The organism is Paludibaculum fermentans (assembly GCF_051172195.1).
In the GTDB taxonomy this organism is placed as follows: Bacteria; Acidobacteriota; Terriglobia; order Bryobacterales; family Bryobacteraceae; genus Paludibaculum; species Paludibaculum fermentans_A.
In genome coordinates, this window is record NZ_JBPJAQ010000001.1 from 4,423,250 (window position 1) to 4,447,666 (window position 24,417).

Below are 24,417 nucleotides of genomic sequence, written 5' to 3' on the forward strand. Positions count from 1 at the left end.
AGCCGCCGCCGGTGCATCGTACAATAAGGCCGGTTCGCTAAATGCGCCGCCCCCCCCTCCTCCTGCTTCTGGCGTCCCTCCTGCCCCTGTTCGGGCAAGCTCCCGATTTCTACAAACAGACCCCGCGGCTCATGTGGGTCGTGCGGGATGCCAAGGCTACGGCCGATGCCTGGGAGAAGGCCGGCGTGCCCAATGAAGGGGATACTGAGCCTTATCAGTCTGTGAAGGTCGAACTCCATGGCAAGCCAGGCGGCCACAAGTTCTCCATGCTCAGCGGCTACTTCGGCAACCTGCGGGCCGATTGGATCCAGCCCGTCAAGGGCGATTCGGCCTGGAAGGAGTTCCTGGACAAACGCGGCCCCGGCGTCTTCGGCTTCATGTTCCGCGTCCCCTCGATGGGCGATCTTGTGATGGAAGCCGCCCGCCTGCAGTCCCTCGGCGTGTCGCGGCTGGAAGAGGGCGTCTTCGAGTTCGACGAAGGCTGGAAGGTCCCGTACGTCATGCTCGATACCGCGGGCGAGGGCAAATTCACCCTGTGCCTCTACTATGATGCCGAGCCGGATCCGGTGCCCGAAAGCAAAGGTCCGCAAGTCGCTCAACTGGCCCTGATTGCGAAGGATCTGGCCCGCGTGACCGCCTTTTGGACCAAGCTCGGCTTTGCCCCCATCGCCGAATCGCACTCCGAGATCCGCGACAAGCTATACAAGGGGGAGGCCGGCCGCTTCGAGATGAAGCTCGGTTTCCAGCGCCAGTTCCCCATCGTCATGGAGTGGATCCAGCCGCTGTCCGGCCCCTCCATCTATGAAGACCAATTGGCCAAACAGGGTGAAGGGTTCCATCACCTGGCCTTCGATGCCAAGAATCTGGAGACAGAATCGGCGCACTGGCGCGAGTTGGGCTTTCCGGAAACGATGTCCGGAGCTTGGGGCGAGAAGGGCGCGACGGGCTCCGGCCGCTTTGCGTACCACGATTTGCACGCGGCCGGAGGGGTTGACGTCGAGTTGTTGTGGACCTACCAGGCCTCCACGGCGCGGGCCGGCAAATAACTGGACTGGACTAGGGCGGGCGCCTCTAAAGGCGCATAAGCGCCCATCGGCAGAATCGCCAGTTCGCCCGCGCGGCGCAGTTCATCGGCGGTCTCCAGCACCTGCCGCAGGCCGGCCAGCATGGCTTCGGGCCTCACTGCGAGATCCGTGGGATGGAACCACAGGTGGAAGACTTTACCTTGCTTCACCGCCTCGCGCAGGCCGCGGCGCGCGCGCAGTACGCGCAGCCAGACCGGCACGAACCGGCGCAGCCCAAAGGCCGGAGTGAACAGCATCGAGGCCGGCAGGTTTATCAGCCCGTCGACTGACGGCGTCGCCTCCACGGCGGGTGGTGTCCGCGCGCTGAAGATATCGGCCAGGTGCCCGAGCTTCCTCAGCAGGCGCGGCGTCTCCGGCTGGTCGAACCAGCGCGGCGAGGGTCCACGGTAAACAGCGAATCCATGACGCGCCAGCACCGGCAGGTGGCCCACCCGGTTGCGCGGAAACACAAACGAACGGAGCTTCAGCCCGCGTTCCTCGGCGAGTTGGACGCATTTCGCGGTTTCCCGTTCCGCGATCGCTTCCGTACACTTCGGATCGCCATACATCACATGGCTGAACGTGTGGCAGCCGATCTCCTGCGGAGTCGGGCACGCCACCAGGCGGTCGAGCAGATCCTTGCCGTAATAAAGCGGCGCGGTCTGTTCGTTCGAACAAGGGTCGAGAGGAAAGCAAGGGCCATCGTGCGAATGGTGACTAGACGCGGGACTGCTGGTCTGCCGCCGGCATTGATCCAGGAACAGATGTCCAACAGTGCACCAGGTCGCGCTTACATCAAATTCGGTGAATAAAGAAAGCAGGCCGTCAAAAACAACCCGGCGTTCCGTCTCACACACCGTCTCGAAGCGCTGCCATCCCGGCTTGTCGAGCTTCCCCAAAATGAGCTCAAAGTCCAGAGAAATGGTCAGTATTCCGGCCATGAAGAGTCCTTTTCGTCACTGCGGCGCTACGCTGTGCTGGTCGAATCCGAATTTCTGCCAGGCCCTGAAGTCAATGGCCTGGTCATTCGATCGCTTCCAGCGTCTCGGGCCCGCGGAGTAAAACAGATTGTAGTCCGAAACCAGATGCTGATCCTGGTCGGAGTCGTTGATGCGAATGAAGCCCCGCCATGCATCGTCAGTGGCGGTGGTGTACCGTAACACGTTATTGGTGATCGTCCAGGTGCCCAGTCCTCCGATCTCAATCCCCATCGCCGTGATGTCCGGCGTGTCAACCAGAATTGTATTGTATCGGGCGGTCGCCCAACCCTCGGTTGTTCCACCGAACTGCCTAAGGGCATTGTTGTAGAAATAGTTGCGCTCGATCGTGAGGTTCAGGTGTAAGCCGTAGTCGCCCAGATAGATACCGGCCGAAGCATTCGAGGCAACCGAATTGCCCAGCACCGTCACATCGCCGTGGATGCTGGCCGTAATGCCGCGGCCCGCCTGATTCTGGTCAGGATTGCCGTTGCTGTAAATCTGGTTGCTCTCGATCAGCACCTGCTCCAGCGTGGGAATCTCGCTGCCCGTGTTGCCTAAGGCGATTCCATTGCCCGATGCCCAGTCCGCGCCGCCCAGATTGTGGTGGATTTTACAGTTCTGGATGGTGAACCCCTTCCACGTGCCGCCCGCCGCGTCGATCCGGATTCCAGCAAAGGAGTCCCAGGGCGCCTGGCTGTTCGAGAAGATCTCGCTCTGCTCAATGACCACCTGGCTGGAATCGAACACCAGGACACCATTGCCGATGTTGTTGTTGATGGACATGTCGCAGAGCCGGATGCCCGACGAAGAATAGATGTGGGCGCCGCTGCGCGCCGAGGCGCGGACCTCCAGGCCGCAGACCGTCACGTTCAGGTGGCCTTCGATGGCCAGCAGTCCGTACGCATCCTCGGCCAGGGCCACGTTTGTGCCGTCCAGCATCGGGCGGTTGCCCGTGCCGTAGGCGCCGATATACAGCGGCAGGTCCAGGCTGCCGGAAGAGGACACGGTGAGCCGCTCGCTCCACCGCTGGCCGCGCCGCAACAGGATGCGGTCGCCGGGCTGGAACTTCGAATTCGAGACCTTTGCCAGGCTGCTCCAGGCGCTGTTGGAGGACAGACCGTTGGCGTCGTCCGAGCCGTTCACGCGATCGACGTAGTAGGTCGCCGCGTGAGCGGACAGGCTGAGCGCCAGCCCGAGGAAGGTCAGAATGGAAGCAGTACGAAGCATCTCTCCGGTTCCCAGGACTAGCAGGCGCCCGAGCCCTTGATCACGACGGGCACGGTACGGGCCAACAGGTAGACATCGAGCCATGGTGACCAGTTACGCACATAGTAGGTATCCAGTTCCACACGGCGGCCATAGTCGGTGTCGCTGCGGCCGGAGACCTGCCACAGGCCGGTGAGGCCGGGCAGCACGCGGGTGTACATCGAGAAGTGGCGGCCATACTTGGCCACTTCGTTGTGGACGATGGGACGCGGGCCCACCAGGCTCATGTCGCCCATCAGGACGTTCACCAGTTGGGGCAGTTCGTCCAGGCTGGTCTTGCGCAGGATGCGGCCGACGCGGGTGATGCGCGGATCGTTCTTGAGCTTCTGGTTGGCTTCCCACTCTTCGCGAGCCGCCGGATCGGCGGCGAGGTGCTCGTCCAGCATGCGGCCAGCATCGCGGTGCATGCTGCGGAACTTCCAGATGCTGAACTCCCGGCCGCGCAGGCCCAGGCGCGTCTGGCGGTGGAAAACCGCGCCGCGCGAGTCCAGCCGGATGGCGGCCGCGACCAGCGCCAGTATCGGGCTGAGCGTGAGCAGGATGAACAGGCTGAGGCCCTGGTCCACCAGGCGCTTAGCCAACTGGTAACGGGAGAGCGCCAGGTCCTGGCGGACTTCCAGGCTGAGGCTGTCGCCCAGGTCGCGGGTCTCAACGCCGAAGCTGGACAGGCCGCCGATGCCGGGCACCAGGTACACACGGGAGAAGACTGAGTCTTCAGATTCCAGGAAGCGCAGGATGTCCTGGCGGCCGGCGCCCGGCATGGCCAGGACGGCGCGTTCCACGCCGTAGTGCTTGGCCGATTGCGCCAGCCAGCTTCCGCCATGCGAGTGGTCGAGCTCTTCCAGGGCTTCCGCTTCAAAGGCGGCTACCGGCCGCAGGCCTGCTTCCGGCTTGCGGCGCATGTCTTCCACTACTTTGTCAGTGAGGGCGGCCGGCCCGATGACGAACACCGGGTAGCCCCACCAGTCGCGGCGGCCGAAGACGGCGCGGGCCAGCGCGCGGGTGAGCGGTACGGCGAACAGCGCCAGCAGCCAGGCAATGAAGAACACGGCGCGGGAGTAGTAGACTCCCGTGCGGAACATGAACATCAGCGTGCCCAGCAGCACGAACACCACCGTGGTGGCCAGGGAGAGTTTGCGGATCTCGGTAACGGCGCTGCTGATGATGCCCGGGTACAGCCCGAACAAGGCATACACCAGGGCGAACAGTACCGAAAGCGGCATCAGCCGCAAGTAGTACGAGGGCGAATACTCAGCGCCCAACGCGAAGCGAACGGTCGCGGCAACGGCCAGCGACAGGGCAATGGCGAGCAGGTCGCCGCTGAAAAGGACTGTCGTGCAGAGTCCGGGACGAAAGGTACGTGAGGCAGGAAGGGAGAGAGGGTAAGTGGTAGCCATTTCTATTGACCTCCAAGGGGCACCAGGGCGCGTAGCGCGGAATTGGCCGGCAAAATCTCCTCGTATACGCGGAGAGTCCTGGCAAGCATGCGATCGAACGTGAACATGGACTCGTAGCGGCTTCTGCCGGCTGCGCCGCGTGTTTCGCGGCAGGCCGGGTCGGCCACATACTGCGCCAGCGCCGAGGACAGGGCCTCGACATTGGAGCGGGGAACCACCGTGCCGGTGATTCCATCGACGATCGCCTCCCTCACACCTCCAACATCCGACGCGACGACGGGCAGGCCGGCGCGCATTGCTTCGAGAATGCTGCGCGGAAAGCCCTCCGACATGGTCGGCAGGACGAACAACTGGCCGGCGGCGAGCCGTTCGGCCACTTTGGCGCTGACACCCGCGAAGCGAATCCGCTGCGACAGGCCGCGTGCCTCCACCAACTGGCGGGCCGCTTCTTCGAGCGGGCCTTCGCCGATGAACTCAGCCTCCCAGGGCATATGGCCGATGGTGGCCAGCGACTCGATGAGGGTCGCGTGATCCTTGGGGGCTTCAAAACGGGCTACACACACGATGCGGGCGGGCTGCCGTCCGGGCACCGCGCGCAGGTGCGCGGCGACGTCGGGCATGCCGTTATGAACGACAGCGAGTTGGGCGGCCGGGGCGATGCGTTTGCGCAGCGCCAGGGTGCGTTCCTCCTCGCAGACATTGATGATGCGTTTCGACAGCGGCGCCGCCAGCCGCTCAGCGAGCGTGAAGACCTTGCCCGCCGTGCGCGAGATGCGGTCGCCGACGGTCCAGCCGTGCGGCGTATAAACAGAGGGGACGCCGGCGAGCGAAGCCGCGACACGGCCCACCAGCCCGGCTTTGGACGTATGCAGCGAGACCAGATCGGGCCGCAGGCGGCGCAGGACGCGGGCGACCTCCGCCGTGGCGAGAACGTCGCGCACGGGGTGGATGGGGCGGCTGAGCCAGCGCAGGCTCTCATAGGCGATGCCGCAGCGCTCGAACTCTTCGGTGACAGGCCCTTCTCCGCCCACCAGCACCGTGGCGCGGCAGCCGTGCTGCGCCAGCGCCCGGGCGAGGTCGCGCACATGGATGGTGGCGCCCCCCACGGCATCGGCTCTGGTGATGAGAAAAGCGATGTGCATCGTCGGCTCCACTTACCCGCGCAGCCCGCGCAGGGTGCGCAGGGATTGGAAGAACAGCCGGTCGTGCCAGGTTTCGGGGCGGCGCGCGTTCAGGGACACGACTTCGGGCAGGGTAGAGATGCGGGTCCGGTACTTGAGAACATCGGCGCGGAAGGCGGCAATATCCTTCCGGGTCCAGCCGTTGAAGTGCATGCAGACGGTCCAGGTGCCGCAGGGCACGGGCAGGAACCGGCCGCCCTGCTGGGGTACCCACAATGTCTCGTGCTGGCCGAGGTGCGGCAGCAGCGAATAGCCGTCGCTGATGGTGTGCAGGCCGAACTCCGCCAGCAGCTTCACGGTCACGGTATCGAAGGAGTGGGCGGGGGCGACCCAGACATCGGCACCGACGCCCTGGGCGCGGAAGATACCGAAGGCGGCGGCCAGCTTGCGGCGCTGTTCGGTTTCGGGCAGGCCGGCGAATTCGCTGTAGGGATTGCGGCCGATGATGCCGGCCGCTTTGGTCTCGTACTTGTGCTGGTAGCCGTGCAGGCCGATGGTCCAGCCCCGGGCCTGCCACGCGCGGACATTCGACCAGAACGCCGCGTCGCATTCACCCTTCATCAGGTGTGGATCCTGGTTGTCGGGCACGACGGCGAGAATCGGGCGGATGCCGTTGTCGAGCAGGATGGGCTCGACTTCGCGCCACACCGCCCAGTTCATGGTGGGGCAGATATCGTCGAAGCGCAGCAGGTAACGGGTGGTCCAGCGGCTTTCCATGGTGGTTACTCCTGGCCCCGCAGGCGGTCCAGCGCCTGGCGCGCATAGACGGCCAGCACGCCCTTCATGGTGAGGCCGCGGTCGGAGTTGAAGACACGCACCACCTGGCCGCCGAAGCTCTCCTTGAACTTGTTGATGCGGAGCTTCTCTTCGTCGTCCTGGCCGGCATACCAGCCGCCGAAGTCGTAGATGGCGAAGCCGCTCTCGCGGAAGCGGACCATGTCGCGGTAGTGGAGGAAGCGGTTGGCGCGGGAGATGAGGCGGATCCTCTCCTTGTCTTCGGTGTGGCGGAACAGGGAGGCGGAATGCAGCAGGCGGATGCGGGCCTGGGCTCCATACTGGCAGTGCCAGACCAGCACATTGCCGTCGGCGTCCAACGCGCGGGAGAGGTCCAGGATGCCGGCGTCGCGCATGCCGGTGATGCGGTCGCGATTGGGGGACGGCAGGCCCTTGGCGGCGGCGAACTCCTCGAAGAAGGCGAAGAACTCATTCAGCCATGCATCGCCGGGCTGGGACTGCGCTTCGCAGGTCACGCCCTCGCGCTCAGCGCGCCGCGAGTCGTTCCGCGTGGTGGAGTTCATCTCGGCAAAGATCTCTTCCGGCGTGCGGCAGAGATCGATGTGGATGGTATGGAAGGCCTGGCTGTTGCCGCCGTGGATGGGCTGCGCATAGTTCAGGCAGCGGAGCACATCTGCGCCGGACTGGATGGCCGGTTCGTCGTAGTAGGCTTCGGCGACCCGCAGGCCCTTCTTGGAATAGGTGATCAACGCTTTGCTCCTTGGGGGGCGATGACTTCTTCGTAAACTCGTTCCCACTGCCGCACGATGCCGGAGAACTCGAAGTTCGTTTCGGCGTGGTTGCGGGCGGCCTGCTGCATCGTCTGCAGTTCGGCCTGGGGTTGCTGGCAGAGGCGCAGCATGGAAGCGGCGATCGATGCGGCATTGCCGACTTCGGCCAGGTAGCCGGTGCGGCCATCGACGAGTGCTTCGGGATTGCCGCCGGTGTTGGTGGCGACGGCCGGCAGTTTGCTGGCGGCGGCTTCGAGCAGCACCAGCGGCAGGCCTTCAAACAGCGACGTCAGCAGGAAGCCGTCGGCTGCATTCATCAGCGCGGGGACATCCTTGCGGCGGCCCAGGAAGCGGACTTTGCTGTCGATGCGCAGGTCAGCGGCGAGCTGCTGCAGTTCCTGTTTCATGACTCCGTCGCCGGCGATCAGCAGCAGGCTGTCGGGGCGGACGTCGCAGGCCAGGGCGAAGGCGCGCAGCATGGTGGGGAAGTCCTTCACCTGCTGCAGGCGGCCGGCGGCCAGCCACACGAACTGGCCGGTGAGGCCGAGTTCGCTGCGCATCATCATGCGCATGCCGGCGTCGAAGTTGTACCTCTCGCAGTCGATGCCGTTGTAGACGACGGACATGCGTTTATCCGAGACGGTGCTGGCGGCGGTGTAGTGGGCGGCAGCTTCGCGGCTGACGGCGGTGGTGAGGTCGGCCAGCGGATCTGTGAGGCGGTGAGCCAGTTCGCGCATGGCCCAGCCCTGGCCGCGCGTGTTGTACATGCGGGCGCCGTGCAGTGTGCAGATGAGGCGAGGGATGCGTGTGACGAGGCGCAGCGAGCGGGCCATCAGGCTGGCATGCGCCATATGCGCGTGCAGGATGTGGGGCTTGAACCCGGTGACGATGCGGCGCAGGCGCAGCATGGCGCGCGGGTCGGGCACCGAGGGTTTCATGTTCAGCCCTAAGACCGGGATACCGGCCGAACGCAGGCGGGCTTCGGCGGACTGGGGCCGGAGCATGGAGACCACCATGACCTTCCAGCCGCGGCTGTGCAGTCGGATGGCGAGTTGAACTACCTGCACTTCGGCTCCGCCCTCGTCGTCGAGGCTGGTGAGGAACATCAGGATGCGCCGGTCGCTGCTCATCCGGCGGGATCCTTTCGTTTCCAGTGCCACGCTGGTTGCCATTACGCGGCCCTCCTTGCGTTCGAGATCCGGCCTGCCAGCTCTTCGGCATAGAGGCGCTCGTAGGAGTTCACCATGGCCTGTTCGCCGAAGCGGGCTTCGGCCCGCGCCATGGCCTGTTCGCCGAAACCGCGGCGGAGGGCCGCGCTGCCGGCCAGCGTGCGCAGGGCGGAGGTGAGCGAGTTGGCGTCGCCGGGCTGGCAGAGCAGGCCGCTGCGGCCCTCTTCGACCAGTTCCGGAACGCCGCCCACGGCGGTGACCGCCACCGGGAGGCCGGCGGCCATGGCTTCCATGACTGAGAGCGGGTTGCCTTCCCAGAGGGAGGGCAGCACGAAGATATCGGAAGCGCCGAGGATGGCGGCGACGTCGTCGCGGCGGCCCAGCAGCGTGACGCGATGGCCGAGGCCGAGGTCGGCGATCTGTTGTTCGACCGCGCCGCGCAGGTGGCCGTCACCGGCCAGCAGGAGGCGTGCCTTGGGCAGTTCGTCCTTGAGCTGGGCGAAAGCATCGAGCAGGGTCCTGTGGTTCTTCTGCTCATAGAACCGGGCGACGCAGACGATCAGCAGTTCGCCTTCCTGGAACCCTTCGCGCTGCCGCCAGGCGCCGCGGCCCTGGCGTGCGGCGGCATAGGGCGTCAGGTCGATGCCGTTCGGGATCAGTGCCGGGTGATCCAGGTGATAGACACGCCGCATGGAGGCGGCGACTTCGTCGGCGATGGCCACGGGGCGCACCCAGCGGCGGAAGGCGAGCTGGTGCAGCCATTGCCCGAGACGTTCCACTTCGCGGTCGGCCACATTGTGGATGGTGTGTACGATGGGCGGCATGCCCGCGGCGGCGGCGGCCGGCAGGACATAGCGGAGCACGTAGTTGTGGGTGTGTAGCAGGTTGGGACGCCAGTCGCGCAGGACCGAGGTCATGGAGCCGAACGTGCGCGGATCGAAGCCGCGGCGTTTGCCGAGGTGGAAGACCTTCACACCGCGGCGCTCGAGCTCAGGGCCCATGCTGCCGGGTTCGGCATCGTACATGCTGACGACACCGGGTTCATATTCGCCGCGATCGGCGCGGGTAACAAGCGACCAGACTACCCGCTCCAGGCCATATGGCATGAGATCGGGCACGACATGGAGAATCCGCTTCTTCATCTCAACTCATCCTCCAGACAGGAGTCATTGGCAGGGCCTGCGGCTTGCGCGGAGTTGCCAGCGCCGGTGCGCGGGCCGCGGAATGGGCCAGCAGCAGGCCGAAGATCATCCAGGTGGGTTTGCGATTTTCCCAGGTCAGGGCGGAGACCCCGATGGTCCACGCCAACAGGCAGGCCAGCCACATCCAACGGGACTGTCCCTGCATCCGGGCGGCTGTCCAAAGAAGCATTGCGAAGAATGCCATGAACAGCGAAAAGCCAATAAAGCCTGTCTCCACCAGAAGGGACAGGAAAGTGTTGTGGGCGACAGGGGTCCAGGTTTGGGGCCGGCCGACCACGGAAGCGATGGCGTCGGGATAAGCTCCAGCGCCTACGCCCTGCAGGGGTACGTCGCCCAGGGCGCGTACACCGGCGCCCCACAGCACGGTGCGGCTGTTGAGCGTGCCTTCCTTGACTTCGGAACCGAGGGTAGCGATGCGCATCCAGCTGCTGGCGGGGACGGCGGCGATCATGATGCACGCCATGACGCCGGCGGCGATGGCCGAGAGCATCTTCTGCTTCCTGGGCGCGCCGTGCCAGAGGACGGCGGCGAAGGTGAAGGCGGCGGCCATGGCCACGGTGCCGGAGCGCGACGCGGTGAGAAAGATGGTGGCCACGACGGCGAGCAGTTGCAGGCGGCAGCACCAGGTGAGCAGCGGGCCGCTGCTGACGGCCAGATAGAGAGACATGGGGATGCTGAGGGCGAGGGTCAGCGCGAGATCGTTGGGATCGAAGCCGGCGGTGGCATAGCGCTGGTAGAACGTCTCCTGCGCGGTGAGGTAGCGGCGGAAGGTATCGAGGGCCGGCACGAGCGTACCCAGGACATAGGCGGCCATGAGCAGCCTGGCGTCGGTGAGTTCCAGGCAGAGCTGCCAGATAAGGACGACGATGAGCAGCAGTTGGGCGTAGGTGGCGATGCGTTCTTCGGTAGCAACCGGGGATACGGTCCAGCGGTAGGTGATGGACGACCAGAGCACGACGAGCATCAGGGCGATGTGGGCGGGCGAGGGAATGCGGAACCTGCGTTCCACGAGGACCGCGACGAGCCCGGCGCCCATGGCGAGGGCGCCTGTGAGGCGGCCGAGAGAGCCGAGGCCGGGCAGTTCGATGATCTTCTCGCAGGAGAGCGAGAAGACGAACATCCACATCGTGATGAAGGCGAAGCGTGCAAACAACGAGCGGTTCGGGTTCATAGTTTGCCTCGCAGGGCGATGGCGTTGCCGGCGACCTGGGCGGCGGAGCCGGCTCCGAGGGCGGCGGCGGCGCCGATGAGTCCGAAGGGCGGGATGAGGAAGGCGCAGGCGGCGGCGGTGATGGCCACCGAAGCGAGGAGGATGGGCACCTGCGGGCCGAGGCAGCGGGCGGATGTGAGGATGTAGCCGCTGATGGAAGCCAGCCAGCCGGCTCCGCCTGCCACGGCGGCGGCCACCATGGCGTCGCTGTGACCGGCGTAAACAGGGCCGAAGACCAGGGTGAGGACGAATTTGCCGAAGAGGAGGCAGCCCAGGGTGGAGAGGGCGCCCAGTCCGGCGATCATGGCGCCGAGGCGCAGGCTCAAGCGGAGGAAGCCGGCGCGGTCGCCTTCGGCGTGGAAGCGGGCGAGCTTGGGGGTGGCGGCCTGGCCCAGGGCGTTGACGACCATGTTGCCGGCGGCGGCGAAGGTGAAGACGGCGGCGAAAATGCCGAGGGACGCTTCGCTCATTTCGCGGGCGATGAAGTAGCGGGGCACGTTGGTGGAGAGCGAGCCGAGCATCATGACGGCGCCCAGCGGGGCGGCCATGCGGGTGAGGCTCCACAGGCGGCGGGTGAGCACGTCCTGGCTGTTCTCCGCTTTAATGGCGCAGGCCGCGGCGGCCGGCCGGTCGTAGAAGAAGAGGACGGCGAGGCGGCAGGCGCTGATGGCGAGGAGGGCGGCGGGCAGGCTGCCGGTGGCGATCATCACGGCGGCGAGGGCAGCCAGGGAGAGGAGGCCGCGCACGCTGAGCGAGAACGCCAGTTTGTTCATCTGCTCGGCCTGCTGCAACTGGCCCTGATAGATATCGCTCATGCCTTCGATGGCCTGGGCAACGGCGACCAGGACGATGGTCCAGACCGCTTCCGGAGCGTAGCCGCCGGACAGAGCGACGCCGGCGGAGAGGGCGACCGCGGCCAGGAGGGTGACGGCGCGCAGGAGGGTGTAGTCGGAGAAGCGGTGTTCGCCGCGGACGTCGGTGGCCAGCAGGGCCCGCAGGTTCATCTGGGCGAGCAGCAGGATGGGCGCGGAGACGGCCATGCCGAGCGCGTAGCGGCCGACGAGTTCAGGGGAAGAGGTGCGGGCGAGGACGGCCACCATGCCCCACTGGCAAGCCGAGTAGACGCCATTGCCCGCGGCCGTCCAGGCGAAGTTGAGCCGGAGGGACGGCGCCGGATTGGGCAGGACGTTGGTGTTGGCCGCGGCTTGCATGGGGAGGATCCTTAGGACGCCAGCGTGAGCCCTTCCGGCTCCCAGTCGTTGAGGACGGTGCCGAGGACCTTCACGCCGTCGCTGGAGAGCTGCTGCAGGGCCTTGGAGGCGACTTCGACCGGCACGCGGTTGGCGCGGATGACGAAGGCGACGCCATCGGCCTGACGGGCGAGGCCGCGGGCGTTGGCGGAGCGCAGCACCGGGGGTACGTCGACGATGACGGCGTCGTACTCCGAGCGGAGCAGCATCATGAGTTCGGCGACGCGGAGGTTGTCGACCAGCGTGGTGCCGTGTCCGGAGCGGCCGGCGGGCAGGAAGAGCAGGCCGGGCATCGCGGTGACGTAGATGGAGTCGATGATTTCGCGGGTCCGTTCCTGGGGCGCGGTGCCGACCAGGTCGTAGTAGCCGTAATCGTTGGGGACGCCGAAGATTTCGTGCAGGCGGGGGTTCTCGCTATCGGCATCGACGAGCAGGACATTGCGGCCGGCCTCGGCCAGGGAGAGGGCGAGGTTGCAGGCCAGGTTGGTGCGGCCTTCGCCGGCCTCGGCGCTGGTGATGGCGATGACCTGCGGACGGCGCTCGCATTGCGGCGAGTAGAGCAGGGAAGCGAGGACGCTGCGGTAGGCGTTGGCGACGGCCGGGTTGCGGCGCATCTTGAGCATGGCCTCGAGCTGTTCTCCATGACCCTGCACGGCGGCGGTTTGACCGGAGGTGGGCCGCATGGGCAGGGCGGGCCGGGCGTTGTCGGTGAGGGCCCAGGGCGCGGAAGGAATGGCGCCGAGCATGGGCGAGCGCAGGCTCTGCGCGGCATGGTCGGGGCTCTTGATGCGGCGGTCCTTGCCTTCCACCAGCAGCACGGTGAGCAGGCCCAGGAAGCCGCCGCCGAAGAGGCCGATGGCGCCGTACATGCGCTTGTTCGGTTTGATGGGCAGTTCGGGCTGGGCGGCGGAATCGAGCAACTGCACGGTGTTGGCCTGGGAGGCGGAAGAGATATTGGCTTCGCGGAACTTCTGGCGGGTGGACTCGTAGAGGACGCGGTTGGTGTCGACTTCGTGGCGCAGGGCGTTGTAGCGGACGTCCAGGACGGTCTGGCCGTTGACCAGGCGCGCCTGGCGTTCGAAGTCGGTCTTCAGGGCATCTTCGCGGAGCTGGGCGGATTCGTAGGCGCCGCGCAGCCGCTCGAGGGACAGGCCGCGTTCGCGGTCCATGGCGCTCTGCACTTCGGCGAGTTCGGCCTGGATCTGCTGCACCTTGTAATGACCGGGTTTGAAGACGCGGGCGGCTTCGGCCAGCTTCTGGCGCAGTTCGGTCTGGCGGCCGCGGTAGGCGCGCAGGGTGTCGCTGTCGAGCAGGCCGTTTTCCTGGGCGGCGGCGGTGACGCGGGCCAACTGGTAGCGGGACTGTTCGGCGATGCGGGCGTCCTGGGCGGTGCTGAGGGCGGCCTGCAACTGGCGCAGGCGGGCGTCGGCGACGTCTTCCTTTTCAGGGGTGCTGGTGCGCTGGTTGCGGCGCACAAACTCTTCGAGCTGGGCTTCGGACTTCTCGAGGGTGCTGCGCAGTTCATCGACCTGGCCGGCCAGGCTCTCGGCCGTGTGGCGGGTGCCGCTGACGCGGCGTTCCAGGGACTGTTCGGCGAACTCGGAGGCCAAGGTATTGACGAAGCGGGCGGCGAGGGCAGGGTCCTGCGCCTGGAAGAGAATCTCGAGGATGCGGGTCTGGCCGAAGAGGCGGACGGTGAGCCGGTCGTGGATCTTTTCGAGCAGCTTGTCGCGGGTGGGGACGGGCTTGGCGGCGCCGCCGCGGAACTCGGCGCGATCGGAGAGTTTGGCCTTGGCGGCAACGCGCAGCAGCAGGGAGTCGCTCTGGATGAGGCGGAGCTGCGTCTGGAGGTAGGGCTCGATGAGGATGTCGGCGTTGGAGGTGGGGTCGAGGGTGCGGCTATTCAGGTAGTCGCCATTGGGGCTGCTGATTTCGATGGCGGCCTTGGCTTCGTAGACCTTGGCCTGGGAGAACGCGAGGGCGACGGCGAGAACGGCGCCGGCCACGACGAAGGCGGTCATCAGGATCCAGCGCTGGCGGAGGGCGTTGAAGATGCCGCCCAGACTGGCGAACTCATGGGCTTCGGAGGACTGGGTGAGCTCGGCCAGGACGGGCCGGGCGGGCATGAGCTGCGCGGCGCTGGTGAGCTGGCCGTCGCCCGAGGCCCACGATGGTGAATTCAGTTGCTTCATGGCTATCTCCTCGGTGCTTCCCTACCGCCGCCAGATCACGACACCGGTGCCGATTTGCACGGCGGCTTCCACGGCCCGCAGCGTCGCTGACTTCGGAGCGCTGTTGGGGATGAACAGCACGTCGTCCGGCTGCAGCCCCATGTCATTGGTCTTGCCTGAAAGGATGGAAGCGATGTCCACCGGAATTTCCTTCTTGCCCGGGGCGGCGTCCAGCGAGGGACGCAGGATGCGGGCGTTTTTGCGGCCGGCGGTGGGCATCAGGCCTTCCGAGAGGGCCAGGGCCTGGAGCACGGAGAGGGTCTCCTGTTCGCGCAGCACGAAGCCGCCGGGCTTGCGGACTTCACCCATGACGTAGACCAGGCGGCCGCGCGGGATGCTGATGACGTCGTCGGGCCGGACCAGGAAGTTCTCCGAGGGATTCTTTGCGGACATCAGGTCGGACACGCGGACTTCGCCGACGTAGTATTCGCCGGTCCTGTCGAGCTTGGCGGCGGGCAGCGGCAGGGCGCCCTGGGCGCGGAGGCGAGTGACGCGCACCATACTGCCGGCGTCGTCGCGCAGGCCGCCCGCGCCGGAGATCATTTCGAGCAGCCGCTTCTGGCCGTGCAACTGGTAGACGCCGGGGGTGACCAGGGCGCCGATGACGGAGACGGGATGGCTCTTCATTTCGACCAGTTCGACGGCGACTTCCGGCTCGACCAGGAAGTTGGCCAGGCGCTTGCGCATCTGATCGGAGAGTTCGTTGACCGTGAGGCCGGCGGCTTTGATGCGGCCGATGAGCGGCAACTGGAGAGTGCCGTCGTCGCCGATGCGAATGGGTTTATCGGAAATCTCGGCCACGTGCATGGCGCGGATAATCACCTGATCACCGGCGCCGAGCTGATCGGAGTTGCGGGCCTGATCGATGCCGCTGACGGGCAGGATGGCCGACGCGAGGAAAGCGGCGCAGGCCGCCAGTCTCCGCCACGTTTTGCCTTGCAGTTTCCAGGTCTGGTTAGTCATGATCCCTCTGGTGCTCCGGCGCCCCGAATGACCGGGGAGGGCTGCCGGAATCGCCCCACAAACGAAGTCTGATGGTTTAGTGCGAGACCCGCTATGGATTGGTGGTACCAGCGCGTACCAGGACTAGGGAGTACCCGAGAGTTTGTCGAACCAAAGTTCCAGTACGGGAAGGGAGGGGTACTAGAGCCGTTCTCTCTCACGCCTTAGACTCCGGTTCAGGCCTGATAGAGAGGTGAGTGCCCGGCCTGCGGGCACTTGCGGGCGGCTAAGTTCACCAAGGAGGAACGGGATGTCACTAATGGTCACCGTGTGGCGGACGGAGGAAGCAGCGCGGGCGCAGTATGTCCCATTTCTACGAGAGCAGGCGCCGGGGCCGTTCCAGTGCGCGGGCTGGCTGCATCATTATTGGGACTCCATCCGGCGGCCGCAAGGTGCGCGCGCCTTCTTTATTGGTGTGTTCCGGGCGGGCGAAATGGTGGCCTTTGCGCCGTTCGCGCTGACGAAGCTCGGGGGTGGGGTGACACGGCTTGGATTTGCCACGGACGGGCGGGCAGACCGGCAGGGCATTGCCGGCGAGTGTTCGGCGGAAGTGCTTGCGGCTGTGCGGGATGCGTTGCGGGCAGCGCCGCAGCCGCTGGTGGCGGACTGGCGGGAACTGGCGGACGGCGATCCGCTGTTGACGCTGCTGCCGGGCGCGGAGACGATGACGGTACAGGGTTGTCCTTACCGGGTGCTGACGCCGGGGACGGCCGAAGCGTCGAAATCCAATAAGAAGTTCCAGCAGAGGATTCCCTCCTATGAGAGAAGGTTGAACGCGCTGGGGCCGTATGAGTTCCGGACCATCGATTGCGACACGCAGCGGGCGGAGGCGTTGGAGCTGCTGCCGCGGCTGTTCGAGATCCACGACCTGCGCCATGCGGCGAAGCGGAATGCCTGGAAGAAGGACTCAAACCGCGAGTTTCTACTGTCTCTGCTGAGGGATGAGCTGCCGTCGCACCTGATGGCGTTCGTCAGTTACGTGGACGGAGTGCCTGTGGCCTTCGATTTGGGATTCCGGCACGGTAGTACTTTTACGCTGTACATCCCCGCGTTTCACCCGGCATTTGAAAAGTACCGGCTGGGGCACGTGAACCGGGCGCGATCGTACGAGGCCTGTTTGCGGATGGGACTGGAACTTTATGACTTTTCCAGGGGCCGGTCGTTCGCGAAGCAGGTTTGGGCGCATGGCGAAGTGCTGAGTTACGACTGTATAGCTCCGGTGGGTGGGTCGTGGAGGGCGCGGCTGGCGGCGCGGCTGTTGTCCGGATCGCGGCGGTTGATCGCGTGGAGCCGGGCGCAGGGATATAACCAGAAGCTGGGGGCGTGGCGGGAAAAGCTGGTGAGGCCGGCGGCTCAGAAGCCAGCTCCGGCGGCGGCCCTGGCCTGGGCGGGGGCGCGCCCCTTGCGGTACCGGCTGATCCAGGATTTGCCTGTAGATGTGATGACGAGGCTGGCGGAGTATGTATTCGCGCTGGAGCGGAATGCGGGGCTGGAGCTGGAGTGGACGGATTCGTGTACGCTCCGCGTCTCCAACCAGGAGGCCGAGCCGCTGATGCTGCATCTGCCAGGGGCCACGGGTAATTTACAGGAGACTGCGCTGGCCAGGAGGTAGAATCAGGGATCTGGAGGTTCCTGATGTTTCGCCTCGCAGGGCTCTTTTTTCTTTCCACCGCCCTTGGGTATTCGATCTACGGGCAAGCGAATCCGCCTTTGCTGGCCCAGCAGCCGACGCTGAGCGCCGCGCAGATCGCGTTTGTCTTCGCGGGAGATTTGTGGACGGTGCCGCGCTCCGGCGGAGCGGCGACACGGCTGACCACGAATGTTGGGGTGGAAGCGGATCCTTACTTCTCACCCGATGGGAAGTCGATCGCCTTTACGGGGCAGTACGACGGGAATACGGATGTCTTCGTGGTGGCCGCGGCCGGAGGTGTGCCGCGGAGGCTGACGCATCATCCGGCGGCGGACATTGCCCGGGGGTGGACTCCGGACGGGTCGCGGGTGTTGTTCTCGTCGTCGCGCACGAACTTCAATTTCACGGAACAACTTTTCACTGTGGCGGCGAGCGGAGGGCCGGCGTCGAAGCTGCCTTTGCCGATTGCGTACGAGGCGAGCTATTCGGCGAACCAGGACAGCATTGCCTACGTTCCGCTGGCCCGTGCTTTCCAGGCCTGGAAGCGATACCGCGGCGGGCGGGCGACTCCGATCTGGATCGCGCACCTGGCCAGCAGCAAGGTGGAGAGGGTGCCGCGGGAAGGCTCCAACGACTACTGCCCGATGTGGGTGGGAGACAAAGTCTATTTCCTGAGTGACCGGAATGCGGGCGGCAAGGTGTCGTTGTGGGTGTACGACACGAAGTCGAAGAAGGTCGCGCAGGCGGTACCGAATACGGGGATGGACTTCAAGTCGGCGTCGGCAGGCCCGGGCGGGATCGTGATCGAGCAGTTCGGGCAGGTACAACTGTACGACTTGAAATCGGGGCAACTGAGCCCGGTGCAGATCCAGATTGAAGGGGACGTTTCCGAAGTACGGGCCAAGCTGGTGGATGTGGGGAAGCGGCTGACGAACGCGCACATCTCGCCGACGGGCGCACGGGCGCTTTTCGAGGCCCGGGGTGAGATTCTGACGGTACCGGCGGAGAAGGGCGACGCGCGGAATCTGACGGAGTCGCCGGCGGTGATGGATCGCGATCCCGCCTGGTCGCCGGACGGGCAGTGGATTGCGTACTTCTCGGACGAGTCTGGAGAGTATGAGCTGCAGGTGAAGGATTCGCTGGGCAAGCAGGCACCGAGAAAGTTCCGCCTGGAAGAGAAGCCCACGTTCTATAGTTCGCCGCGGTGGTCTCCGGACAGTAAGAAGATCGCCTACACCGATGCGCATCTGGGGATCTGGTATCTGGACCTGGAGAAGAAGCAGCCGGTGAAGGTGGCGAAGGACCGCTACCTCTTTACCAGCGGAGACCGGCCGCCGGTGTGGTCGCCGGATAGCAAGTGGCTGGCCTATACGCTGCGGCTGCCCAATTACCTGGGTGCGGTATTCCTGTACTCGCTGGACGATGCGAAGGCCACGCAGCTGACCGACGGGTTGAGCGACGCCCAGAACCCGGTCTTCGACAAAGGCGGGAAGTATCTGTACTTCTCGGCGAGTACGGATTCGGGTCCGGGGCTGGAGCCGGATATCCATAGCATTGGCACATCGCAGACGCGCAGTTTGTACCTGGCGGTGCTGTCGAAGACGGATCCGTCGCCGTTTGCTCCGGAGAGTGATGAAGAGAAGGCTCCGGAGAAGAAGGCAGAGGGCGATAAGGCGGCTGCGAAGCCGGACGAAGCCAAGCCGGCGGCCAAGCCTGAACCGCCGAAGCCGGTGGTGGTAAAGGTCGATTTCGAAAAGATCGGGCAGCGGATCCTGGCGATGCCGATGCCGCCGGCGCAGTATTTTCGGCTGCAGGCAGGGAAAGAGGGCAACCTGTTTGCGCAGGCTTCTCCGGCACGCGGAGCCGGCGGACCGCCCGGGTTCGCGGTGCACCGCTATGACCTGAAGCTGCGGAAGTCGGATGTCGTGGCGACCGGAGTGAGGTTCTTTGAGGTCTCGGCCAATGGCGAGAAGACGCTGACGGCGACCGGGGACCGCTGGACGATCCAGGCGCTGAAGCCGATGCCGCCGAGTGGTGCGCCCGCGCCGCCTCCGGCCGCCGGACCGCCGGCGGAGGCGATGAAGACAGAGGGCTTGCAGGTGAAGTCCGATCCGAAGGCGGAGTGGATGCAGATGTACCGGGATGCGTGGCGGATCCAACGGGAGTTCTTCTACGATCCGAACCTGCACGGTGTGAATGTGGCTGACTATTCGAAGAAGTATGAGAAGTATGCGGCGGCGGCGATGTCACGGCGCGATCTCAACTACGTGCTGGCGGACATGATGGGCGAACTGACGGTGGGCCACCTGTTTGTGGCCGGCGGCGAGCAACCGGAAGTGAAGACGGTGCCGACGGGGCTGCTGGGCTGCGATTACAAGGTGGAGAACGGGCGCTACCGGTTCGAACGGATCCTGGATGGTGAGAACTGGAATCCGGACGTGAAGGCTCCGCTGACGCAACCCGGGGTGAACGTGCAGGAGGGCGAATACCTGCTGGCGGTGAACGGTCGGGATGTGGTGGCGGCGGAGGATGTCTACAGCTATTTCGAAGCGACGGCGGGCAAGCAGACGGTGCTGCGCGTCGGGCCGAATCCGAACAATGAAGGCTCGCGGGAAGTAGTGGTGACCCCGGTGCCGAACGAGTCGCGGCTGCGGAACCTGGCGTGGGTGGAATCGAACCGGCGCAAGGTGGAGCAGATGACGAACGGCCGGGTGGCGTATGTCTACATGCCGGACACGGCCAATGGAGGGCTTGCGTACTTCACGCGCTACTTCTACGCGCAGGTGGGCAAGGACGCGGCGATTATCGATGAACGCTTCAACGGCGGCGGGTTGCTGGCGACGGACATTATCGAGGTGTTGAACCGCAAGCGCATGAGTGCGGTGGCGACGCGGGACGGTGAGGACGAGGTGCAGCCGCAGGGCGCGATCTTCGGGCCGAAGGTGATGATCATTAATGAGTATGCGGGGTCGGGCGGCGATGCGATGCCGAACTACTTCCGGCGGGCCAATGCAGGGAAGCTGGTGGGCAAGCGGACGTGGGGCGGACTGGTGGGGCGCGCGGGTGCTCCGCAGTTACTGGATGGAGGGTTTGTCTCTTCGCCCAGTTCGGGCGTGTGGGGCCCCAACTCGCAGTGGGATACGGAGAACATCGGCGTGCCGCCGGACCTGGAAGTAGAGCAGGACCCGGAGCAGGTGCGGCAGGGCAAGGATCCGCAACTGGAGAAGGCCGTGGAAGTGGTGCTGGCCGAGTTGGAGAAGGCTCCGGTGGCGAAGCCGAAGCGGCCGGCATATCCGAATTACCACAAGCCGTGAGCCGGGTGAGTGGGAATATTCCGGGCTCCAGGAAGCATAGACAAGTGGGCGAGGTGTGCCGCCCAGTGGTCTAACTTCTCAAGGAGCTCCCTATTGTCCTTCCCTTACATGAATGCGGGTGATGCCCGCCTGACGCGGGCGTTATCCCTATTGTTATTGATTGCTTGCCCGATGCTGGCCGAACCGCCAGCCGTGGGCCAGGCGGCTCCGGATTTCAGCCTGAAGTCGCTCTCCGGCGAGATGGTGCGGCTTTCGAGCGTGACACAGAAGAGTGGTGTGGTGCTGGTGGTGTTGCGCGGCTATCCCGGTTATCAATGCCCGCTGTGCAACCGGCAGGTTCAGGACTATGTCCATCACGCGCAGGGATTCTCCGATGCGGGCGTGCGGGTGTTGCTGGTGTATCCGGGTCCGGCGGCGGAGGTGGAGCCACGAGCGCGTGAGTTCGCGTCGGATAAGAAGCTGCCCGGGCATTTTGAATTGCTGCTCGATCCCGACTATCAATTCACGCTGGCGTATGATTTGCGATGGGCTGCGAAGGGGGAGACGGCGTACCCGTCGACCTTCATTATCGATAGAATGCGGCAGGTTTCTTTCGCAAAGGTCAGCACAACGCACGGTGGGCGGACGACGGCGGCGGAAATTCTGGAGTTTCTACGCACGCATAAGCACTGAGCGCCCGGTGTTCAGCCCGGCGGGATTGCTCTTCCCTCGTACTACTGGTACCTTTTGGGGGGGAGGCGCGAATCCGCCGAGGCTGATAACATTGGGACTAGCCGTGATTTCAGTGCGATGAAAATCTTAGTGGCCGATGACAGTCTGTTAATGCGCCGGCTCCTGGAATCGACTCTTCAGGGTTGGGGATATGAGGTCGTTACCGCATCAAGTGGAGACGAAGCGTGGGCTTGTCTGCAGCAGGAAGATGCGCCGCAACTGGCAATTCTCGACTGGATGATGCCGGTCCACACCGGGCCCGAGCTTTGCAAGCTGATGCGGACCCTGGCGCGGCCGGTCTACACCTATATCATTCTGCTAACGTCCCGTGCGCTGAGAGAAGACATTGTCGAAGGCCTGGGCGCCGGCGCCGATGATTACGTCATCAAGCCGTTCGACAAGCACGAACTGGAAGTGCGGTTGCGGGCCGGGCGCCGGATTATCGACCTGCAGGCCGAGCTGATGCGGGCGCAGGAAGCCCTGCGGATCCAGGCGACGCGCGATGGACTGACCCGCACGTGGAACCGGGCCGCGATTCTGGAGATTCTCGACCGGGAAGTGATTCGTGCCTCGCGCGAACGGCGGCCGCTGGGGGTGGTGATGCTGGATCTCGATCACTTCAAGCGGATCAACGACGAGTATGGACATCTGTCGGGCGACGCCGCGTTGAGCGAAGCGGCCCGGCGGGTGGGCGGCTGTATCCGAGCCTATGATGCCTTTGGCCGGTATGGGGGCGAAGAATTCCTGGTGGTGGTGCCGGGTGCGGAAGACAGTGGGCTGATCTCGCATGCGGAGCGGTTGAGGGTCGCGATCGAATCCACGCCATTTTCGCTGAATGGCCAGAATGTGAGTATCACGGCCAGCTTTGGCGCCTGCACGATGGTGCCGGCGCATCCTTCCGATGCCGAGTTGTTGATCCGGTCGGCCGACAATGCGTTGTACGAGGCCAAGCACCGCGGGCGCAACAGCGTGGTGTTCCACCCTGTAGTGTCGGCTTCGTCCTAGCGGCTGGCTTCGGTTCGGTTGGAGGGTTCGGCTGAAACGACTGCCTGCGTGCCCTGGCTCAGGCTCTCCGCGTACTGTTGGATTCCCTTGAAAAGTGCTTCTGCCAGTCTCTGGCGCTGATCGGCTTTGCGGAGCAGGGCTTCGTCGCGCGGATTGCTGATGAAACCGATTTCAGCGAGAACCGACGGCATCGAGGCACCGATCAGTACCACGAACGGCGCCTTCTTCACTCCCCGATTCTGGGCGGCTGAATCCATCTTGGACCAGGTGGAGGCGAGGGAGGACTGTACCCGTGTGGCGAACTCGCGTGATTCCTCGAGGCGGTCTTTCAGGGCAATTTTCTGGATGAGCTCGCGCAGTTCGAAGACCGACTTGCCTGCGCCGGCGTTCTCGCGGGCGGCGACTTCCGTGGCTTCCTTGGAGGTGGTGAAGTTGAGGTAGTAGACTTCGGCGCCGGAGATGTTGCGGTAGCTGGTGGCGTTGGCGTGGATGGAAATGAAGAGGTCGGCGCGGTTCTTGTTGGCGAGCACGGCGCGTTCTTCCAGGCCGACATATGTATCGTTGGAGCGGGTGAGGATCACCTGGCTGCCCATGCGCTGTTCGATCAGGGCGCCGAGGCGGAGGGAGACATCGAGGACGAGGTCCTTTTCCGTGAGGCCGGTGGGGCCGGTGGTGCCGTGATCGTGGCCGCCGTGGCCGGGATCGATGACGACGCGTTCCACTTTCAGGCCGAGAGCGCGGGTGAGCGAGCGGCCGCCGGTGGAGTTGGGCCGGGCCGCCTTGGGCGTCTCGTCGGGCGCATTGGAGGATGGCGGGATGACGGGTTCGGGCGGGGCGGGTTCCGGTTCGGCGGGTCTCGCGGGCGGGCCGACGGCCACGGTCACGGGTTTCGAGGGGGTGGTCACCGGCGAGGTGGCCACGGTTCTTACCGGAGCCGGGGGCGGTGTGGAAGATCGACTGGGTTCGGGCCGTTCGACAGCGGTCGGCCTGGCGGCGGCAGTGCGGACGGGTTCCGGTTTCGGCTCGTCCTTCACGGGGACATCGATCTTTTCGACGCCGGTGCGGCTTTGGGAGACGGTGGTCTCAGCGGCTTTCGAACCGGTGGGGCGGACTTCGATGATGATGCGGGTGGGATTGGCGAGGACCGAGATTTCCTGTTCGACGGGTCCTTCGAGGTCGAGGACGATGCGCATGACGCGCGGGTCCTTCTGGGCGACACGGATCTGTTTGACGAGCTTGTCGCCTACCTTGACGGTGTAGAACGCCTTGTCGTTCAACCGCATGCGTGTCTCGCTGAGGTCGACGAACAGGCGATCGGGATTGGTCAGTTTTTCGAACTTGTACTTAACCTCGGAGCTGACTTCTAGGGCGACGCGGGTGGCCTGGCTGAGGGACCAGAAACGGACGGAGGTGACGGCGGCGAGCGGCTTTGTTTCGGCGGTTTCGGCCGGAGCGGCGCTGGTGGAAAAGACGAATCCCAGGGCTCCGAAGAGAGCCAGGCGGGAGAGCGATGCTCGAGATTTCGTCCTGGCCAGAAAGCCTCCTAGCGGGTCTTCAGCACCATGCGGCCCTCGGAATCTGTCGACACCTCAAGGTGGCGGAAGGGTTCCGGCTGCGGCTGCTGGGGGATGGGGGCGACGGCCGCCGCGGTTTCCGGCTGCAGCCGTTTGCGGGCCTCGCCATACGATTTGCCGACGCGATCGACGTACTGTACGGTTTCCCTATAGGGCGGAACGTTGTTGCCGTACTTCTGGACGGCGCCTTCGCCGGCATTGTAGGCGGCGAGGGCCAGGCGGTCGTCCTTGAACATTTCCTGCAGATACTTCAGGTATTTGACCCCGGCCGTGATGTTTTCCTCGGCGTCGAAGCTGTTGAGGGCCCCGAAGCGGCGGGCGGTCGCCGGGATGAGCTGCATGAGGCCTTCGGCGCCTTTGGGTGAGACGGCGGTGGGGTTGTAGTTGCTTTCGGCGCGAATGACGGAGTGCACCAGCAGGGGATCGACGGCATGCGCTTTGGCGGCGCGTTCGACAATTTCGCCGACATTGATATCCGCGCTGGCGGCGGCGGTCCTAATGGTTTTCGGTGTAACTTCTTTGCTGGCCGTGGGATGAGAGACGACAGTGGTGCTGCGCACGAGGCGTCCGGTGCGGGCGTCGGGGCGCACGGTGGTGACCACGCGCGACGCGGGTTCAGCCGCTGCCGCCGTGGCCGCCAAGGCCAAGGTGAAACAGAACGCCATTAATTTGTTGTACTGATTATAGCGAGACATGCGCTGCAAACAAATGGAGTTTCGCCTGAGC

Annotated in this window: 19 protein-coding genes; 5 read left to right on the plus strand and 14 right to left on the minus strand. The window is 65.1% G+C overall.

All coding sequences use genetic code 11. The features are described 5' to 3' along the window. Positions 1–41 precede the first annotated feature (41 nt). A complete protein-coding gene (locus tag ACR9Y2_RS17805) occupies positions 42–1,046 on the plus strand; it encodes a VOC family protein (RefSeq protein WP_435042862.1) in 1,005 nt (334 codons plus the stop codon). Here ACR9Y2_RS17805 and ACR9Y2_RS17810 read toward each other — a convergent pair. From ACR9Y2_RS17810 to ACR9Y2_RS17865, 12 genes are read right to left on the minus strand one after another with little or no spacing between them, the layout of a single operon-like run. Next, a complete protein-coding gene (locus tag ACR9Y2_RS17810; protein WP_435042863.1) occupies positions 1,013–2,005 on the minus strand; it encodes a hypothetical protein in 993 nt (330 codons plus the stop codon). The genes ACR9Y2_RS17805 and ACR9Y2_RS17810 overlap by 34 nt on opposite strands. Before the next feature lie 15 nt (positions 2,006–2,020). Further along, a complete protein-coding gene (locus tag ACR9Y2_RS17815) occupies positions 2,021–3,271 on the minus strand; it encodes a right-handed parallel beta-helix repeat-containing protein (protein ID WP_435042864.1) in 1,251 nt (416 codons plus the stop codon). Positions 3,272–3,288: 17 nt separating this feature from the next. Beyond that, positions 3,289–4,707, minus strand: a complete 1,419-nt coding sequence (wbaP, locus tag ACR9Y2_RS17820; RefSeq protein ID WP_435042865.1) for an undecaprenyl-phosphate galactose phosphotransferase WbaP — start codon at positions 4,705–4,707, stop codon at positions 3,289–3,291. A 2-nt stretch (positions 4,708–4,709) separates the two neighbouring features. After that, on the minus strand, positions 4,710–5,849 hold the full coding sequence (locus ACR9Y2_RS17825; RefSeq protein ID WP_435042866.1) for a glycosyltransferase family 4 protein: 1,140 nt from the start codon (positions 5,847–5,849) through the stop codon (positions 4,710–4,712). 12 nt (positions 5,850–5,861) lie between these two features. Further along, on the minus strand, positions 5,862–6,605 hold the full coding sequence (locus tag ACR9Y2_RS17830; protein ID WP_435042867.1) for a DUF2334 domain-containing protein: 744 nt from the start codon (positions 6,603–6,605) through the stop codon (positions 5,862–5,864). Between the two features lie 5 nt (positions 6,606–6,610). Continuing rightward, a complete protein-coding gene (locus ACR9Y2_RS17835; protein ID WP_435042868.1) occupies positions 6,611–7,372 on the minus strand; it encodes a hypothetical protein in 762 nt (253 codons plus the stop codon). Then, on the minus strand, positions 7,369–8,565 hold the full coding sequence (locus tag ACR9Y2_RS17840) for a glycosyltransferase (protein WP_435042869.1): 1,197 nt from the start codon (positions 8,563–8,565) through the stop codon (positions 7,369–7,371). The genes ACR9Y2_RS17835 and ACR9Y2_RS17840 overlap by 4 nt, the downstream gene beginning before the upstream one ends. Beyond that, the gene (locus ACR9Y2_RS17845) at positions 8,565–9,704 is read right to left on the minus strand and encodes a glycosyltransferase (protein ID WP_435042870.1); all 1,140 of its coding nucleotides are present in this window, start codon (positions 9,702–9,704) and stop codon (positions 8,565–8,567) included. Before ACR9Y2_RS17845 ends, ACR9Y2_RS17840 begins: the two co-directional genes overlap by 1 nt. Before the next feature lies 1 nt (position 9,705). Next, the gene (locus ACR9Y2_RS17850; RefSeq protein WP_435042871.1) at positions 9,706–10,935 is read right to left on the minus strand and encodes an O-antigen ligase family protein; all 1,230 of its coding nucleotides are present in this window, start codon (positions 10,933–10,935) and stop codon (positions 9,706–9,708) included. Next, complete coding sequence (locus ACR9Y2_RS17855) at positions 10,932–12,185, minus strand: lipopolysaccharide biosynthesis protein (protein WP_435042872.1); 1,254 nt, start codon at positions 12,183–12,185, stop codon at positions 10,932–10,934. Before ACR9Y2_RS17855 ends, ACR9Y2_RS17850 begins: the two co-directional genes overlap by 4 nt. Before the next feature lie 11 nt (positions 12,186–12,196). Next, on the minus strand, positions 12,197–14,416 hold the full coding sequence (locus ACR9Y2_RS17860; RefSeq protein WP_435042873.1) for a GumC family protein: 2,220 nt from the start codon (positions 14,414–14,416) through the stop codon (positions 12,197–12,199). A gap of 21 nt (positions 14,417–14,437) precedes the next feature. Then, positions 14,438–15,418, minus strand: a complete 981-nt coding sequence (locus tag ACR9Y2_RS17865) for a polysaccharide biosynthesis/export family protein (protein ID WP_435042874.1) — start codon at positions 15,416–15,418, stop codon at positions 14,438–14,440. Positions 15,419–15,707: 289 nt separating this feature from the next. Here ACR9Y2_RS17865 and ACR9Y2_RS17870 point away from each other — a divergent pair, with 289 nt between their 5' ends. From ACR9Y2_RS17870 to ACR9Y2_RS17885, 4 genes are all read left to right on the plus strand, one after another. Next, the gene (locus ACR9Y2_RS17870; protein ID WP_435042875.1) at positions 15,708–17,069 is read left to right on the plus strand and encodes a GNAT family N-acetyltransferase; all 1,362 of its coding nucleotides are present in this window, start codon (positions 15,708–15,710) and stop codon (positions 17,067–17,069) included. A gap of 23 nt (positions 17,070–17,092) precedes the next feature. After that, positions 17,093–20,401, plus strand: coding sequence for a S41 family peptidase (locus ACR9Y2_RS17875; RefSeq protein WP_435042876.1), 3,309 nt, complete (start codon positions 17,093–17,095; stop codon positions 20,399–20,401). A 93-nt stretch (positions 20,402–20,494) separates the two neighbouring features. Next, on the plus strand, positions 20,495–21,073 hold the full coding sequence (locus ACR9Y2_RS17880; RefSeq protein WP_435042877.1) for a peroxiredoxin family protein: 579 nt from the start codon (positions 20,495–20,497) through the stop codon (positions 21,071–21,073). Positions 21,074–21,190: 117 nt separating this feature from the next. After that, positions 21,191–22,117 carry a GGDEF domain-containing response regulator gene (locus tag ACR9Y2_RS17885; RefSeq protein ID WP_435042878.1) on the plus strand — a complete coding sequence of 309 codons (927 nt, stop codon included), beginning with the start codon at positions 21,191–21,193 and terminating at the stop codon, positions 22,115–22,117. On the opposite strand, the gene ACR9Y2_RS17890 is transcribed toward ACR9Y2_RS17885, so the two are convergent. Together ACR9Y2_RS17890 and ACR9Y2_RS17895 are read right to left on the minus strand one after the other, a co-directional pair. Beyond that, positions 22,114–23,652 (minus strand): N-acetylmuramoyl-L-alanine amidase, encoded by a 1,539-nt coding sequence (locus ACR9Y2_RS17890; RefSeq protein ID WP_435044880.1) that lies wholly within the window; start codon positions 23,650–23,652, stop codon positions 22,114–22,116. The genes ACR9Y2_RS17885 and ACR9Y2_RS17890 overlap by 4 nt on opposite strands. A gap of 8 nt (positions 23,653–23,660) precedes the next feature. Continuing rightward, on the minus strand, positions 23,661–24,386 hold the full coding sequence (locus tag ACR9Y2_RS17895) for a lytic transglycosylase domain-containing protein (protein ID WP_435042879.1): 726 nt from the start codon (positions 24,384–24,386) through the stop codon (positions 23,661–23,663). Between the last annotated feature and the right edge of the window lie 31 nt (positions 24,387–24,417).